Below are 16,987 nucleotides of genomic sequence, written 5' to 3'. Positions count from 1 at the left end.
TTATGCAATTGCAACAATTCCGCTGGGTCCACCACACTGCGAGTGCAGTATTGCTCGCAGCCACCAGCGGCTTTTCAATGGCCGTTATCGCGACAGAACCGACCCCCTTTGATCCCACCCAAGTCGTGTTACCGGCTGACAGTCAGTATGACTGGTTGCAACTCACCTCATTGGAGTTATTAAAAGGTGAGATCAAAAACTTGTATGACGACAAGTTGGAGTTTGAAAGCGATAATTTAGATACTCTCTATATCGACTGGGAAGATGTAAAGCTGCTACAAAGCCAAGGTTTGGTAAGTATTGGTTTTACTGACTTAAGTACCCAAACTGGCAAGTTATTAGTCAAAGATGGCAAGAGCTACCTTGATGGCGTCGAATTTGACCGCAACGATATTATGACTATCATCGCCGGCGCCCAACAAGAGTCCAACTACTGGTCGAGCAAAATTTCATTAGGCGCTAACTTCCGCTCAGGTAATACCGAGCAGGTCGACTACAGCGCGATTGCAAACGCTAAGCGCCGGACGACAGAGTCACGTTATTTAATTGATTATCTGGGTAACTATTCCAACGTTGACGACAACAACACCATAGACAATCACCGTATCAATACCAACTTTGACTGGTACATCTCTAAACAGTTTTACCTACGTCCAGTTTTTGCAGAAATTTACTTAGATAAATTCAAAAATATTGACTATAAAGCCACGCTCGGTTTTGGTCTCGGTTATGACATTATTGACACCTCGAAAGTCACCTGGAGCGTCAGTGGCGGTCCGGCTTATACCTATACTAAATATGACAAGGTCTCAGATGGCGCGGTCGAATCTGAAGGCAGTGCAGCCGTCGTTATCGAAAGTGTTTATGAGTGGGAAATTACCGACGACATTGATTTCGATGCGCTCTATAGAGTCAACTACGGCAGTGAAGATTCCGGCGGCTACTCACATCATGCTGTCGCCGCGTTTGCCATTGAACTGACAGACATGTTTGATTTGGACCTATCATTTGTTTGGGACCGCATCAGCAACCCACAAGATGACGCCGAAGGTATCACTCCAGAAAAAGATGATTTCCAGTTTATCGTCGGTTTTGGTATCGATTTATAACTCATTTCAAACAATTAATCTTACCGAAAGCCAAACGACATCGTTTGGCTTTTTTGTTCGATGTTGAGTTAATTTTTTCTGTATTACTAGAAAGAAGAATATTTTTAAGTTTTTTTTAAGGTTTGACAGCGCTAACATTCGGCGTTTAAGAGTGCCTGCTATACCTTGTTTTGTATACAAAAATAGCAAAACACACGTTTGAATTTTTACTAACAACCATATGATATCAACTTGTTACATTAATGTTGGCCGGATTTCACATTGAATATCTGGTACGTCCGTGCAATCTAAGGGGTGAATAATAAAAATAAGCAGGAGACGCTATGTTCAGCAAGAAACCCAGTTGGTTGATACCGACACTGGTTGCCACCGCGGTAGCCGTGAGCTTAGGTGCATGTTCATCCGACGACGATGAAGTGGTAGTAGTGGAAGAAGAGACCCCAGTGGCCACGCCTCCAACCGACCCAGCCGATAATTTCCCCGAAGGAGCGATACTGATTGAAGATGGAGAGAATCTCACTCTGCGGATTCAAGAAGCGCTCATTAATGCACAAAGTAACGATGTCATTGTGCTGCCCAAAGGTAACTTTAAAATAGAATCAACCTTACTATTTGATGGTGATGTTGACGGCGACGGTGCCTATGCCAAAAATATTACCATCATGGGTTACGGTATGGATGAAACCGTACTGGATTTCTCTGAATCAATTACCGGAGACGGTATCTTTGTTCAAAATGCTATTAACGTCATTATTCAAGACTTGTCGGTCAATGAAGCCAAGAACAACGGTATTAAGCTTAAAAATACCAACGGTATCATTCTGCGTCGTCTAGCCACGGTGTGGGAAGGCGAGCTAGATGAAGATAACGGCGCCTATGGTCTCTACCCGGTAGAGTGTGAAAACATTCTCATTGAGGACACCTACGTACGCGGTAGTGCAGATGCCGGTATTTATGTCGGCCAATCAGAATATATTGTGGTCCGCCGCAACATCGCTAAAGAGAACGTCGCTGGTATTGAAATTGAAAACTCAAAGTATGCCGATGTTTACGACAACGAAGCGGTAGGCAACACAGGTGGTATTTTGGTATTTGACTTACCAATCAACAACCACAGATATGGCTCAAGCGTGCGTATTTTTAACAACAAAGTATATGATAATAATACTAAAAACTTTGCCAACGCATCATCTAACCCTGCAGGGGTGCATATTGTACCGCCCGGTACAGGTATGATTATTCTCTCAACCGATGATGTTGAGATTTTCAATAATGAAATTACTAATCACGATACCGCTGGCGTGGCAATCACCAGTTTCTTTATTGCTGAGCCAGACATGAATGCCTTTGTCGCCAACTATGGCCAGCCTGATCAATCCATTGAAGATGGTTGGCGCCCCACACCGCGTAACATCTACTTGCACGACAATGTCATTGAAGGCTACGGGCAGAAACCTAACGGTTACCTTATTGATGACATCATCAAAGCCTACCTGTTTACCCATGGTGAATTCCCAGGCGTACTGTATGACGGTTTAGGTGAAATGCTATCTAACAACGGCACTGCCGCCTATTTGGGCCTACAAGAGCTGCCATTTGCTGAAGATGGTAGTGACAATGTGTGTGCACAAGATAATGGTGATGTGTCATTTGGTCGCCTTTATGCCAATAACAATACGGACATCAATATTGCCGATGTGATGTTTGAGAAAACGCAAGATCAGCTGCTGAACTGTGCTCAGGTGAGCCTACCTGTACACACCGTGACCTTCGGCGACCAAATCTTTGGTTGTGGCGTTGATGATGACGTTGAAGGCTGCGATGGCGGTAACCTTGTGGGCGGAGGCGGATCCATTGGTGAAGGTGAAGGCGGACTCGTCGGAGATGGCGATCTTAGCCTTTGTGAATCAACCGCTAACGGCGTGAACTGGGACGCATTATTAGGTGCTAACTGCCCTAACCTATCGGACTACAACTTGTTTGCCGATGCCAGCGACCCAACCTCTGGCGCTAATTCCGGCGGTATGCCGTATGATCTTAATACGCAACTGTTTACTGACTATGCATCTAAATACCGTTTTGTATTTGTACCAGAAGGTCAAGTTGCCCAATACCATGACAGCGAATCAATGGACTTCCCTGTAGGTACCGTCATCACTAAAGCGTTTGCGCTACCTAGCAATACCGCTCAGCGAGGCATTGCCAACGAAGACTTGATAGAAACTCGTCTACTTATCCGCCGCGAAACCGGTTGGTCTGCGCTGCCTTATGTGCATAATGCCCAAAAAACCGATGCTGTTCTGGCAAAAGCCGGGGCGATTCAGGGCAAGACAGTTGTTCACCAAGGCGAGAGTCTAGCGTTCGACTATGTTGTGCCAAGTATGAACCAGTGTAAGCAATGTCATCAGTTTAAAGCTGATGCCGATAGCCCAGCAGTGTTTGTGCCTATTGGTCCTAAAGCTCGTCAGCTAAACAAGACCTATAGCTATCATGATGGCGATATGAACCAGCTACTAAAATGGCAAGCAGCTGGCATTTTACAAGGCACGCCTGATATCAGCACCATAGATACTGTGCCAAGTTTTGCTGATGGCGATGAAGCTAATGTTGCTGCCATGTCTGATGCTGAGCTGATGGATACAGCTAAAGGTTATTTAGATATCAACTGTGCCCATTGTCACCGTCCAGAAGGCAACGCGTCTAATACAGGCCTGAAACTTGAGTACTTCCGTGCTTACGATGAAGATGGTGGTTTCTCCCACGGTACATGTAAGTCGCCAGTCGCTTACGGTGGTGGCTCGCTTGGATTTGATGTCGTCCCTGGTTCACCTGAAGAGTCGATTCTACACTTCAGAATGGCCACCAACGATCCTGGTGATCGTATGCCTGAAATTGGGCGCAGCCTCTCCCATGGTGAAGGTGTCGCCCTAATAAACGAGTGGATTAAGCGCTTACCCGCCGCCTCTTGTTCAGAGTAATAGCAAACCAAGGCCGACACCCAGTGTCGGCCTTTTTATTAGCTTCAGCGAATGTAGGCAAACCACCATGCGAATTATCCCCCCTCTTATACTGTTGCTTTTTGTAGCGGCCTGCGGCGGAGGTGGCGACAGCAGCTCGAATAACAATCAAGTTGATACAGCGCCGACAACGCCACCAGATACCACTAGTCCACCAGCAGATAACCCCGCCGATCCCAGTAGTGTCTGTGATGCATCACCAACAGGCGTTAATTGGGATGCTCTGATGAATGAGGACTGCAATGAGTTGTCGCAATATAATCTGTTTGCAGACAGCAGCGATCCCACCCAAGGCCCAATTGGCACAGGGATGGCCTATCAACTCTCAAGCGAGTTATTTACCAACTATGCGCAAAAGTACCGGTTTGTGTTTCTACCTGAGGCCAGCCAGATAACCTATCGTGCAGAAGATACCTTTTCTCTGCCCGTGGGGAGTGTGCTCACTAAAACATTTAGCCTACCCTCGGACACCCAGCTTTCCGGGCGCGAGCATCAAACTGTCATTGAGACTCGATTATTGATCCACCGACAAAGTGGCTGGACGACATTGGCTTACGTGTGGGAGCAGGGTGTTGCCACTTTGAATGTGGTCGGCGCTGATATTGCGCATACCTTCAATCACCAAGGTGAGCAAGTGAGCTTTGACTACCACGTACCAAGCCGTGCTGAGTGCAAACTTTGCCACCAACTTAATGACAATGATGTCAGCCGCATTGCTCCCATTGGCTTGAAAGCTCAGCTACTTAACCATCAGATTGAGACCAGTAATGGCCAAACTCAACTGCGCCATTGGCAAAGTTTGGGCATGTTAGCCGGCTTAGCCAACAATGAGTCCATCCCCCATGCGCCTAATATTACCGACGACAGCGGCGATCTAACCGCCAGAGCCAAAGGCTATATTGATATCAATTGCGCTCACTGTCATCGCTCTGAAGGTTTTGCCAGCATATCGGGATTACGCCTCGGTTTTCATGTTGATCATACAAGCTACCCCTACGGTGTTTGCAAGCAGCCTCCAGGTTGGGATGGCGGCGAAAAAGGCCTGTCTTATGATATTATTCCTGGTGATGCAGAACACTCCATCATGGTATATCGTCAAGAACTAAACGGTGCAAAAGATAGAATGCCGCCTATTGGGCGTGCCATGGTACACACTGAAGCGATAACGGTTATTCGCCAATGGATTGATATGATGTCACCCAGTATTGGAGATTGCCAGGCTTAATAAAAGGCAAGTTTAATAAGCGCCAAGCGGAACACTTTCGCTGCGCTTAACCCGCACTGGGCAAGCAACATTCTTTGTCCAGTGCGCGCATAAAATCGCCCGGTGCAAAGCCAGTCCAATGCTTAAAACTCTGCCTAAAATGGCTGACATCATTAAATCCCATCTGCTCGGCTAAAGTGGCCACATCGAGTCTCTGAGTCACCAACTGTTGCAGTGCATATTGGCAGCGAACCTGATAGACCAGATTTTGATATCGACTTTTACCATTCGCTAACTTACGCCTTAAAGTCCGATCACTAAGCTCTAAATGGCTTGCCATCTGTTCCATGCTAGGCAGTGCCGGTAAACGACTCCGCAGCGCGTTGATCACTTGCTCGGCAAAAGATTCTTCAATTTTCTGCAGTGTCAGCGGCGGAGCATCAATCATTCCGTTGAGCGGCTGCCGCAACTGCTGACGCGATAACGTCCAGCTATAAAATGGCGCCCCTGTACGGATATTGTCGCAGCGAATGCTGCCCAACCAATGTTGATCAGGTGGTTGAATTAGCGCAATTTCTAATGGTAGAAATGGTTCACCAAGTAAACGCTCAGCGACTGAGCACATCATGTTTATACTGTGTTGGAATTGAACCTGTAGGCTATCTACCGACGAACGGCCGCTGTTAATCCACAGAATACGGACAAAATCATCATGGCTAATCACTACAGTATCGGCAAACTGCGCCACAGGCAGTTGTTGTTGAACCAATGCGCTGATCACTTGTTCAAGGTTATCAAAATGAGCAAGTAGACTGGCTAAATCATCAACCCAATCAGGGCTTAATTGTGACGGTAACGCCACTAAACTCGGATAATGCTGCTGCAAATAATTCAAAGCCGTTTCAATTTGCCACATTGGCACAAAATGGCGCTGTGCTGCGGCCGAAAAAGCCACACCAAGATGTTGGTTTAGCTTAGCGACCGCTTGACTGCCTTCTTGTTGCTCAAGATGAGCAATGATCCGCTGCACACCGCTGGCCGAACAGGGCTGATCGCCAACCCTGAGCGTTGATTGATAGCCAACTTGAAATGCCATGCAAACCTTAATGTTTTAGAAACGAATCATTTAGTTGTAACGGATTTAAGCAAAATTTGGAAGTGAAAACTCGTAAACACAAAACCACTGTCGGTGTTCACTCTTACTGCAACACTTAGCCTCGATATAATGAAAAACTAGTCTGGTAGAAATTTATAGCTCACTGCGCCTGTAAGGATGTATTACGGCAGACTTTTATACATTGGACCGAATTGCGACTCAATTGAGAGTCGTTATCGCCATTTTCCTGCCACACAACTTAATTTAACTCTTGTGTAGTGGAGTTAATTTACCTAAAACCGACTAAATTCACCTCATTACTTAATCTAGGCTTAAACATAGCAAGGCAAAAACAGCCTAGGTTCAGCTTCACAGCGTGTTTACGTGAGCTGCAAAACACTTTTCAAAAAAAGCCCACTTAGTGCTATGTACTCAGCATTCTTAACACCGATTGTCTTTTATAATTGAGCCACTTAATTTTGGTTACTGAGAGTAGACATGCTCAAATCCATCGCCCTTAGCGCCCTATTGGTCGCGTTTTGCTTACCTACATTTAACCTTCAAGCCGACCCCAACGGCATGAAGCCATTTCCGGTAGAAAACGCGCCTTTAGGCTATCTTGTCCATAATCCGTACGAGCATGCCCCTCTTACCGCTTTGGTCACCTTAAACGGCCATAAGATATCCGATGTTAGCGTGACGGTGCATGCAAAAGATGACACTGGTGTCGATATCCACTATCGCGTTGCTGATATGCGAGTGATGAGCGAAGGTGGTGTGCCCATTTTTGGTCTCTATCCGGCATTGATGAACAAATTTACCGTACATTGGACCGAAAATGAGCAGCAGCATAGTCACCAATACCAAATGCTCACCCCTGATATTGACATGGGTTTTTCTGAAAGCCAATGGGCGAAAGCGCCTTTGGTTAAGGTTGAACATGTCGACGACGACTTTAAAGACAGGCTCTATTTTATTAACTGGACCAACCCAGATGGCAAAACCAGCCCATTAATGCATAATAATCCTCAAGCGCCCGGTGCATTTTCTTGGGATGGTAAACCAGGCTTTTTCATCATAGATACGGCGGGTGATATCCGCTGGTATATGAACCCCTACACCACCCACAACTCAAAAAGCTACGACACCGCGGGCTACGCCATGGGAATGAATGTCACCCAAGACGGCAACATGGTGTGGGTACAAGGGCAAACGTGGAAAAAGATGTCACTCATGGGACGGATGATCTCTGAGCATAATCTACCAGGAGATTTTATCGATGCCTCCCACGAAGGCATTGAAGGTGCCAACGGCAATGTCTTCATTCGTGCTGCAGCAAAAGACTATCACCGTCCGGATGGTAAAATCGTCAATACTGTTCGCGATCACATCATCGAAGTAGACAACAATGGCAAGCTTGTCGATTACTGGGATTTGAATACCATATTAGACCCAATGCGCGATGCGGCATTGTTATCGCTTGACGCGGGTGCAGTTTGTTTAAACATTGATATTGACCAAGCGGGTCATCAAACCACCCTAGAAGATCTGCAAAATGCACCTTTTGGAGATATCCACGGTGTAGAAACGGGCCGCAACTGGTTACATGCCAACTCTGTAGATTATGACCCAAGTGATGACAGCATCATCATCAGTTCCCGCCATCAATCTGCGGTCATCAAAATTGGCCGAGACAAACAGGTCAGGTGGATTATCAGCCCTGTCGAAGGCTGGTCTGAGCAATTTGCAGACAAGCTACTCCAGCCTGTCGATGCAAAAGGTCACCCCATTGAGTGCACAGCCAAAGGTATTTGCAGTGGCAATGATTTCGATTTCAGCTACACCCCACACACAGCCTATAAAGTGCCCGAAAAAGGCACGTATACCGTATTTGATAACGGTGATGGCCGCCATTTGAGTCAACCCATGTTTGCTATGGAGAAGTATTCTCGAGCGGTTGAGTACAAAATTGATGAACAGAAGATGACTATCGAACAGGTGTGGTATTACGGTAAAGAGGAACTGGGCTACGCGGGTTACTCTCCTGTCACCTCAATTGTAAAATACCAAGCCGACAAAGACAGTCTATTAAGCTACTTTGCATCAGCGGGGTTGTTTGGCATTGGCGGCGGGTACGGCAATTTGAAAATGGATGACACTACCGGCAAAGTGAAGTCTATTTTGGTTGAACATCGCTATGGTGAAACCGAGCCGGCAGTAAGAATCGCCATCGATAGCCATGATATGTATGCAACCGGTTATCGCGCCCAAGTCATTCGCCCCGCACTGATGTTAAAATAGGCTAAGCGGACCGTTTTTCTCACACGACGACAGCGCTTATGGTGGCTGTCGTCGACTGCAATATAGGTAGCGACTTTTGGCTGTTTGTCGGTAAAGCTGCTACTTAAAATACCAACATTATACCAATCAGTATAAGAATTTGATCTACTCAGCGCGCTTTGGGCAAACTAATTCAAGGCGAATGATTGAAACAATGGTTGTTCCCTTGTGAAATTATTCAACGCAGAAGTAGGCAGCCTAAAACGCGCCAGAATGGCGAGTTTTAGCGATTCTGATGCTGTGTTAACGAGCTTAACCGTAGAATGACTATGCTCTTCACTCGTTGCAAGCCACATGGATGTGGTGAATGTCATTAATGCAGGAGCATTTAAGGACCTTGCCTCAGAAGCGCTAAACTCTCGCTGAGTGACTAAATGTTTATACTGACTGGTATTACAATACCGATGAACTGGATTAGCGATCACTATCCGGCATTGAAGGATGGCGGTCTTTTGCTATTTTCTCGATTGCGTCTAAGCGCCGCTCGACCACAACAAACATCATCAACAGCAATATGATTGAAACTGAGCTTGCACTGCCATAATTGGGGACATCGACTATTAAGCTAATGCCCAGGTAGCCAAAGTAACTCGCCACTATAAGTTTTATAAACAATGGCAATTTATTGGATGCTTGATGCCACAACGCCTGCTGTTCAAGTTGTTTGATATAGTCAGCCCCAGTTCGCTGAGCTTGGTTGTTATCACTGTCCATGTAGTCACCTATATTCATCCATTATTTACAGATTGCGTCATGCCTATACCGCTGCTAGCACCAGAGAGCCTTTCTGCTTAGCTCAGCCTGTCTGCTTAGCCCAGGCTGTCACACACTGCTTAACTTGTGCGACTAATCGCAAACGAGGGATTAAGGGTTAGAAAAAATCAAGTTAAAGCAAACAATTACCCAATACAAGCAACTTGAATTATTTGCATGTTGTACAACTGACTTTGCCATAAATACACAACTTGGCGCAGACTCAACGGCAATCATTAAGCACTTAACACAATGAGTGAAACAACGGCAAAACCTAAAGTAGGTGTTGATATGGTAGGCATAGCAGTGAACTTTAGTTAGCGGATAGAGAGGCATTAAGCCACATTGTAGTTAATACCTCTCGCGGTATTGCTTTTAGTTAAGTCAGATATGGGGTTTAAGCCAACAACTCGCCTTCCCCCAGCAAGCTACATTTCCTGCATCAACTGGATATTGTTCCCGCAGGTATCGTCCAGTACAGCAATTTTAACATTGCCAACCTCTCTTGGCGCAACGGAGAATTCAACCCCCATGTCCACTAAACGTTGATAGTGCTTTTCGACATCATCTACGGCAAACGAAGTCCAGGGGATCCCCGCTTCTTTTAGCGACTGTTGATAAGTTTTTGCCGGCTCAAAGGCCATGGGTTCTAGAAGCAATTCAACGCCTGACTGCGCTTGTGGCGACACTACAGTTAACCATTTATGCTCGCCAACCGGCACCTCTTTTTTCTTCACAAAACCTAACACTCGGGTATAGAAATCAAGCGCTTGGTCTTGATCTGTCACTGGTACACTGCAAATAGATATTTTGATCATTTAGTCAATACTCTGTTGATGTTGGGGGTATACATAAAGCATAGCGAGACACGAACATTAATACTTATTCTAAATTGCTTTTATGCAAGCGCTGATATTGGCTTGGTGAAAAACCGGTGCACTTTTTAAATACCGCAGAAAAGGTCGGCAGACTTTCATAGCCAACCGCCAAACAGACTTCCGTCACGGGGTAGCCCTGAACAATTAACTGTTTGGCTTTTTCAATGCGTAAATCTCGCAGATAGTTCTTTGGCGTTAAGCCATAAACCTGTTGAAACTTGCGCACATAATGAAATCGCGACATGTAGGCACTGTTAGCCAAATCATTCAGTGCTAGCTTTTCAAAATACGCTTGTTGCATGAATGCTCTAGACTGACGGATCTGCAGGTAATGCTGCGGCTGCAAAGACTCATCTTGCTCAATGCGGTCGAGCTGCTGTTGATAAAATGTCGCTGTGGATGCTGATTTCAGTTTTGACATGGCAATAAATTACTCATTGAGTCAATGGCAAATCATTGTCAATCATAGCCACCACTAGGGTTGAATAGCAAGCCATAGCTAACTCCCTTGATTGCAGTGGGATAGATAAATACCCATCCGCAACCAAGAATCAAATGCTAATGGCCCATTGCGAGCGACCTGTCACAGGCTCAATCTACGTGCTAGCTTTGCTCAGCCATCTTTGTTGCCGTTGGCGCAACCGCAAAGCTATCACCATAGTCTTTATCAAACTCAGACTCGGCGACCTTAATGCCTTTAATACGCTCTACCACCATGTAATTCACAGGTACCAAAATGAGTGTAATAAAGGTGGCAAAAATAATACCGAAGCCGAGAGAAATCGCCATTGGGATTAAGAATTGCGCTTGCGTTGATTGCTCAAGTAACAGCGGCATCAGGCCAATAAAAGTCGTCAGGCTGGTTAACATTACCGGGCGAAAACGCTTCGCACCCGCGGTCAATACCGCTTCGACTAACGCCATACCGTCAGCACGCTTTTTATTGATAAAGTCGACTAACACTAGCGAGTCGTTAACCACCACCCCTACCAAAGCCAACATCCCCAGAATACTAAAGATCGTCAGCGGCGAGCCCATGATCCAGTGCCCAATCACCGCCCCAATCAGTCCAAATGGGATCACGCTCATCACAATGAAGGGCTGCACATATGACTTAAATGGGATAGCCAGCAAGCTATAAATCATGAAACAAACAAATACTAAGCCCCACTGTAGCGAGCCAAAGCTCTCACTTTGCTCTCTCGCCTCGCCTTCAAGCGAGTGACGAACACCGGGATACTGGGCAACTAGACCATCAAGATAGGTTTTCAAATCGGCCTGTAATACAGTCATGTTAGTATTGTCTTTATCGATATCCGCGGTCACATTCAGTACCCGATAACGGTCGATACGCTTAATGGTTGAGGGGCTTTTGCCCGAGGTCATTTTAGCCACGTGCCCCAATGGCACCTGTGCCCCCTGACTTGTGCTAATTAATATCTTTTCCAGATCCGCCAACGACTGACGTTCATTGAGTGGCAAACGCACCATGACCCGAATGTCATCTCGACCACGTTGAATGCGTTGCACTTGCGATCCAAAATAGAAACTGCGTATTTGATTGGTGACCTCTTCGCGAGTCAGCCCTAACGCTTTGCCCTGTTCGGTCAGTTCAATCAACAACTCCTCTTTACCATTGGATAGGCTATCGGAGATATCAAATACCGTTGGATAAGTGGCTAAATGCCCTTTAACTTGGTCGGCAATCTCACGTAATGTATCTAACGAGTTAGCGCTTAATTGCACATCAATAGGATCTGAACTGCGGCCAATCTCGGCACGATAGGTCACCGATTCGGCACCAGGAATATCCCCGACCATACGCCGCCATTCGGCCAATAGCTGCCCAGATGTGATTTCAGACTCACGTTTTTCCGGCGGTGTGATCTCAAAACGCACACCACCCGCATTTGAAGTACCGCCGCGGCCACCTGTAGTAGCCAAAATGTTCAGAATGATGCTTTGATTACTCGCCTCATCAATATACTTGTCCTGTAAGATTTTCGCTTTAGCCGCAATATTAATAATGTGCTGGTTGGTCACTTCAAACGGCGTGCCCGCGGGCATCGTCAAGTTTAAGCGCACGGTTTCACTAGGGATGCGTGGAAAGAAAGTAAACTTAGTCCAGCCCGTCATCAGCAGGGCAAAAATTATCAACAATACGCCACTAAACAAACTTAACGTCGCGGTTTTATTTTTCAGCGCAATACGTAAAAAAGGCTGATAGAACTTAATAATCGCCCGCTCAAAGCCATCGGCAAAGTTTTGCTGAAACTTCTCAAATCTATTTTGCTTTTGATTCTCGTGACGCAGCTTAATGTGTTTAAGGTGCGCCGGTAGCACAAACTTAGATTCAATCAATGAAAACAGCAGTACAGGAATCACCACAATGGCAATTTGAGCAAAGATAGCGCCACGGTTACCTTCGATAAACAGCATAGGTAAAAATGCGGTCACAGTGGTTAATATGCCAAAAGTAACAGGCGCAGCCACCTCTTTGGCACCATTTATAGCTGCCATTTCACCACTAGAAGAGGTTTTCAGGTGACTATAGATATTCTCACCGGTGACAATGGCATCATCAACCACAATCCCGAGCACTAGAATAAAGCCAAATAAACTCATGACATTCAGTGACACATTGAAAAATGGCATAAAGATAAATGCGCCCATGAATGACACTGGGATACCAATAAACACCCAAAAGGCGATAGAAGGTCGCAAAAATAGCGTCAGTAACAGCAACACCAAAATACCACCTTGCATGGCACTGCCGGCAAGCGTCGATATGCGGTTTTTTACAATCTCAGAATCATCATCCCAGTAACTTAAGCTATAGCCAGCAGGTAAGCTGTCCTGACGAGAGTTGATATAGGCTTTCACTTTATCGGCCACATCAATAGCACTTTGCTGACCGATTCGGTACACATCAATAAACGCCGCCTGTTCACCGTTAAAGCGGGTACGCACGGGCGTTTCTTCAAAGCCATCGACGACATTGGCGACGTCACTCAAGCGAATAATGGTGCCATCGGCAGCTGTTTTAATGGCAATGTTGGCAAACTCATCCTTGTAATAGGCTTGCCCTTTTGAGCGCAGCAATATGTCGCCGCCCTGGGTTTTGAGGTTACCCGCCGAAATATCGGTACTTGAGCCGTTAATCGCTCTGGCAATTTCAGTCAACGTGAGCTGGTATTGCTGCAATTTGTCTTGCGGCACTTCCAAGGTCACTTCGTAATTGCGAACACCACTCAAATCGAGCTGGGTCACACCATCGAGCCTGAGCAGTTCATCACGCACCACTTCAGCAAACTCTAGGGTTTCTTTTTCACTGTACTTACCCGTCACTGTCACCGCAATCACTTCACGTTTACGCTGCGCCAGTGCAATAACCGGTTTTTCAGCATCCACTGGAAAAGTATTAATCGCATCGACGCGGCTTTTTATATCGGTGAGTAACTCTCGTGGATCGTAGCTGCTTTCAATCTCAATATTGACATTAGACGCCGACTCAGAAGAGTTTGAAGTGATTTTTTTAATCCCTTCAAGATCTTGTACCGCTTCCTCTACCCGAATCGTTACCCCTTGCTCTACATCCTCAGGGGTTGCACCGCGCAAGGAGATACTGACAGAGACCACTTCAGAATCAACGCTTGGAAAGACCTCTAACGGAATACGCGTCGACAGCGACCCCAGTCCAATCACCAATAGAAACAACATCAACAAATTGGCGGCAACATGATTTCTTGTAAACCAGGCTATCATTGCTGCATCTCCTTCGCCTTAGGTGCTTTTTCGCCGCGGCGTGGTTTGCCTGCATCTGCCGTGTCGCCACCGGGACGAGCAGCGCCACGGTTTTTCAGCGGTTGCTGTGCGCCTGCAATGGAAACTGGCGTGCCAGAGCTAACTTGCCCAAGCGGGGTCAGAACCAAATCATCACCCGCTGTTAGCCCACTTGCTATCACTGCATCTTGGCTGTTTTGCCATAAAATACTCACTTCGGTACGCAGTAATTTGCCCTCTTGTACCACGTACACGTAACTACCTTGATAGATAGCTTTGGTCGGGATCACAATAGCGTTAGGCAACACTTTACCGGCAATTTTAGCCGTCAAGTACTGGCCAATTTTGAGTGGCATCTGCTTTTGACTCTGGTAACTAAAAGGATCATCGATTTGCGCGACAACATATAACTGCTGAGAACTGTTATCGATGGCACCTTCAGTGCGGTCAAGCTGACCTTGCCAGCTCTGTACGCCAATTAAATCGGACTGAAATTGCACCGCAGCCACCGCCCTTTTTCCTTGCTCGGGTAAATCGACCAGCGCTAAATCTCGGTTGTTGATCGGTAAGCGGATTTCAACATAATCAGTCGCATAAATGGTCGCTAACTGTGCATTGGTCGATACCACGCGCCCTACATCTACGTTCTTTTCAAGAATACGGCCATCAAATGGCGCAACCACTTTGGTGCGCTCCAACGCCAATAGTGCTTTGTCTAATTGGGCTTGGCTTGACAACATGGCCGCTTGGGCTGCGGCCAGTTGCGGTTGACGTAAAACCAGCTCTGTTGGTTCACGGCCATTGCCTAAACGTTTCCAATCAATCAATGCTTGTTCAACACGCGCTTGCTCTTCTTGCAGGCTCTGCTTTGCCTGTAAAATGCCAGCTTGGGCTATTTTCACCTCAGCAAGATAATCACGGTCATCAAGCTGGACCAGCACTTCGCCTTTATTAAAAAAGCCACCTTCACGAAAATTAGGACTTATCGATAGGATCTGCCCGGATGCTTGTGTCACCAATGAGCTTTGGGTTCGTGGTTTAACCACACCAAAACTACTCACTTCGACATGGTAATCAGCTGATTGCAATTGGCGAGTCTCGACCATCACATTGCTAATCGGCTTTTTTCCACCTCGTTTAGACGTGGGCGGGTTACTAGTGATGAGTACAATAACGGTAACAACCACCGCCACAATGGCTACGGGAATGAGATATTTTTTGTTCATTTTAGTTTTCATTTTGAGTTACACCTGCATCAAGGTCGCCACCTAACGCTAGGTGCAATTGAATACGATTAGCTATGATTTGATTTTTGAGATTAATCACCGATGTTTGCGCCACAAACGAACGAGTCTGTGCATCAAGTACTGTGGTGTAACTCTCTAAACCGGCTTGGTATTGCTCAAAGGACAATGTTTCCGCCTGCAGGGCGTTATCTTGTGACTTAAGCGTGGCTTGATACTGTTGTTGTAAACTGGCATCTAAATCTAGAGCGTTTTCTACCTGTTCGAATGCGCTAAACAAAGTGATGAGGTATTGTTGCTCTTGCTGTTTTAACAGTAATTTTTGTTGTTCTGTTTGCGCTTTTAACCGACCAGCATTAAAGATTGGCGATGTTAATCCGGCCACCACTGACCAACTACTAAAATCACCATCGAACAGCTCAGAAAATTCACTACTACTGCTGCCAACACTGCCCCCCAAGCGCAACGATGGATAGCGTTGCTTTTGGGTGTAAGCAACTGTCGCATCTTGTGACAACAGTTGATACCAAGCACTTTGCAACGAAGGTTTACGCTTAACGAGTTCACTTGGTACGCCGATTTTGATGCCTTGAGGTAGTAATGGCAGCTGCGCATCAACCATCAACGCCGCTGCTGGATAACCACCTAAAAGCCTCTCCAATTGGCGGATGTCGGTATTTAATTGGCTACGTTGGCCATGCAGGTTAGATTGCTCATTATAATATTCATTTTGCGTCAAGTAGACATCTAGAGCGGTATTGAGCCCTTGAAAGTAGCCGGACTCAATAATTTCAAAACTGACTTTAGCGTTATCAGTGCGGCGCTCATACAATTTAACCAGCTCTTGTGAGGTCACCACTTTGTAGTAAGCGCTAACAACATCAGCGACTAACGTATCTCGAGCTTGCTGATAATTGGCTTGTGCAGTTAGCAGATCAAGCTTACTCGCCTTAGCCGCATCAGATAGTTTTCCCCAAATATCAAGCTCGTAGCTCAAGTCAAAGCTCAAGCTGTTGGTGTTAGTTTGGCTGTCACTATCACCATTGCGCCCAGAATTTAATGACCCGGTAAGCTCCGGCCAAAAATCGGCATCTGTGCTGATAAGCTGCTGCTGTTTAATCTCGACATCTAACGCCAACTGAATCAATGCTTGGTTACGAATAAGTGCAATATTTGCCAGTTCTAAAAGTTGCTCTGTGGCAATGGCTGTTACCCAAGGTTGGTTTTCTTTAAGCGCTTGCACGCTGGTATACCAAGTTTGTGGCAGCGGTGGATTGACCTGTGTTTCATCAATGTATGTTGTGCTGCTGCAACCGGCCAGCAGGCTTATCGACAACACGATCCCCAATTTAGTGAGGTGTTTGCTCATCGAATTAAATCCCAAGATTTCATTATTTTTATAGTCACAATGTTAATGACTTACGCCAATAAATTAAACTGTGAACGTCGGTCTTTGCAAGGCTTTACATAGCAGCAACGCCACCCCACCTCGCCTTGGTGCAAAAATCACACAATAGTCAGTAAAGACTGCTTTTTGTCTATTTAATCAAGGCAAGGCGACAA

The 16,987-nt window shown here is 46.1% G+C and carries 11 protein-coding genes; 4 read left to right on the top strand and 7 right to left on the bottom strand.

Annotated features, from left to right (window positions below; all coding sequences use genetic code 11):
- Nucleotides 1–2: 2 nt before the first annotated feature.
- The 3 genes from FLM48_RS08160 (at nucleotide 3) to FLM48_RS08150 (ending at nucleotide 5,351) form a co-directional block, all read left to right on the top strand.
- A complete protein-coding gene (locus tag FLM48_RS08160; RefSeq protein ID WP_179024302.1) occupies nucleotides 3–1,109 on the top strand; it encodes a YdiY family protein in 1,107 nt (368 codons plus the stop codon).
- Between the two features lie 323 nt (nucleotides 1,110–1,432).
- Nucleotides 1,433–4,087 (top strand): parallel beta-helix domain-containing protein, encoded by a 2,655-nt coding sequence (locus tag FLM48_RS08155; protein WP_179024301.1) that lies wholly within the window; start codon nucleotides 1,433–1,435, stop codon nucleotides 4,085–4,087.
- A gap of 67 nt (nucleotides 4,088–4,154) precedes the next feature.
- Nucleotides 4,155–5,351: an SO2930 family diheme c-type cytochrome gene (locus FLM48_RS08150; RefSeq protein WP_179024300.1), complete on the top strand. Its 1,197-nt coding sequence runs from the start codon at nucleotides 4,155–4,157 to the stop codon at nucleotides 5,349–5,351.
- 46 nt (nucleotides 5,352–5,397) lie between these two features.
- Here FLM48_RS08150 and FLM48_RS08145 read toward each other — a convergent pair whose 3' ends face one another.
- Entirely contained in the window at nucleotides 5,398–6,426 is a 1,029-nt protein-coding gene (locus FLM48_RS08145) for an AraC family transcriptional regulator (protein WP_179024299.1), read from the bottom strand.
- Between the two features lie 498 nt (nucleotides 6,427–6,924).
- Between FLM48_RS08145 and FLM48_RS08140 the strand changes: the two genes are divergently transcribed.
- Entirely contained in the window at nucleotides 6,925–8,727 is a 1,803-nt protein-coding gene (locus tag FLM48_RS08140; RefSeq protein WP_179024298.1) for an aryl-sulfate sulfotransferase, read from the top strand.
- A gap of 453 nt (nucleotides 8,728–9,180) precedes the next feature.
- On the opposite strand, the gene FLM48_RS08135 is transcribed toward FLM48_RS08140, so the two are convergent.
- The 6 genes from FLM48_RS08135 to FLM48_RS08110 all read right to left on the bottom strand — a co-directional run bounded on the left by FLM48_RS08135 (nucleotide 9,181) and on the right by FLM48_RS08110 (nucleotide 16,793).
- Nucleotides 9,181–9,480, bottom strand: a complete 300-nt coding sequence (locus FLM48_RS08135; protein ID WP_179024297.1) for a hypothetical protein — start codon at nucleotides 9,478–9,480, stop codon at nucleotides 9,181–9,183.
- A gap of 467 nt (nucleotides 9,481–9,947) precedes the next feature.
- Nucleotides 9,948–10,337 (bottom strand): VOC family protein, encoded by a 390-nt coding sequence (locus FLM48_RS08130; RefSeq protein WP_179024296.1) that lies wholly within the window; start codon nucleotides 10,335–10,337, stop codon nucleotides 9,948–9,950.
- 64 nt (nucleotides 10,338–10,401) lie between these two features.
- Nucleotides 10,402–10,818 (bottom strand): helix-turn-helix transcriptional regulator, encoded by a 417-nt coding sequence (locus FLM48_RS08125; protein ID WP_179024295.1) that lies wholly within the window; start codon nucleotides 10,816–10,818, stop codon nucleotides 10,402–10,404.
- A gap of 182 nt (nucleotides 10,819–11,000) precedes the next feature.
- Complete coding sequence (locus FLM48_RS08120; protein WP_179024294.1) at nucleotides 11,001–14,162, bottom strand: efflux RND transporter permease subunit; 3,162 nt, start codon at nucleotides 14,160–14,162, stop codon at nucleotides 11,001–11,003.
- Nucleotides 14,159–15,418 (bottom strand): efflux RND transporter periplasmic adaptor subunit, encoded by a 1,260-nt coding sequence (locus tag FLM48_RS08115; protein ID WP_179024293.1) that lies wholly within the window; start codon nucleotides 15,416–15,418, stop codon nucleotides 14,159–14,161. The genes FLM48_RS08120 and FLM48_RS08115 overlap by 4 nt, the downstream gene beginning before the upstream one ends.
- Entirely contained in the window at nucleotides 15,408–16,793 is a 1,386-nt protein-coding gene (locus FLM48_RS08110) for a TolC family protein (RefSeq protein ID WP_028775181.1), read from the bottom strand. The genes FLM48_RS08115 and FLM48_RS08110 overlap by 11 nt, the downstream gene beginning before the upstream one ends.
- Nucleotides 16,794–16,987 lie beyond the last annotated feature (194 nt).

It is taken from the genome of Shewanella sp. Scap07, from assembly GCF_013394145.1.
Taxonomy (GTDB): domain Bacteria; phylum Pseudomonadota; class Gammaproteobacteria; order Enterobacterales; family Shewanellaceae; genus Shewanella; species Shewanella waksmanii.
The sequence above is the reverse complement of the archived record's forward strand: the minus strand, read 5'-3'. Positions and strand labels throughout refer to the sequence as shown.

Bases quoted from the DNA above. Each gene is read 5' to 3' on its own strand.
- FLM48_RS08130 (WP_179024296.1), bottom strand. From the start codon at position 10,337: ATGATCAAAATATCTATTTGCAGTGTACCAGTGACAGATCAAGACCAA.
- FLM48_RS08155 (WP_179024301.1), top strand. From the start codon at position 1,433: ATGTTCAGCAAGAAACCCAGTTGGTTGATACCGACACTGGTTGCCACC.
- FLM48_RS08115 (WP_179024293.1), bottom strand. From the start codon at position 15,418: ATGAAAACTAAAATGAACAAAAAATATCTCATTCCCGTAGCCATTGTG.
- FLM48_RS08135 (WP_179024297.1), bottom strand. From the start codon at position 9,480: ATGGACAGTGATAACAACCAAGCTCAGCGAACTGGGGCTGACTATATC.
- FLM48_RS08145 (WP_179024299.1), bottom strand. From the start codon at position 6,426: ATGGCATTTCAAGTTGGCTATCAATCAACGCTCAGGGTTGGCGATCAG.
- FLM48_RS08125 (WP_179024295.1), bottom strand. From the start codon at position 10,818: ATGTCAAAACTGAAATCAGCATCCACAGCGACATTTTATCAACAGCAG.
- FLM48_RS08140 (WP_179024298.1), top strand. From the start codon at position 6,925: ATGCTCAAATCCATCGCCCTTAGCGCCCTATTGGTCGCGTTTTGCTTA.
- FLM48_RS08110 (WP_028775181.1), bottom strand. From the start codon at position 16,793: ATGAGCAAACACCTCACTAAATTGGGGATCGTGTTGTCGATAAGCCTG.
- FLM48_RS08160 (WP_179024302.1), top strand. From the start codon at position 3: ATGCAATTGCAACAATTCCGCTGGGTCCACCACACTGCGAGTGCAGTA.
- FLM48_RS08150 (WP_179024300.1), top strand. From the start codon at position 4,155: ATGCGAATTATCCCCCCTCTTATACTGTTGCTTTTTGTAGCGGCCTGC.
- FLM48_RS08120 (WP_179024294.1), bottom strand. From the start codon at position 14,162: ATGATAGCCTGGTTTACAAGAAATCATGTTGCCGCCAATTTGTTGATG.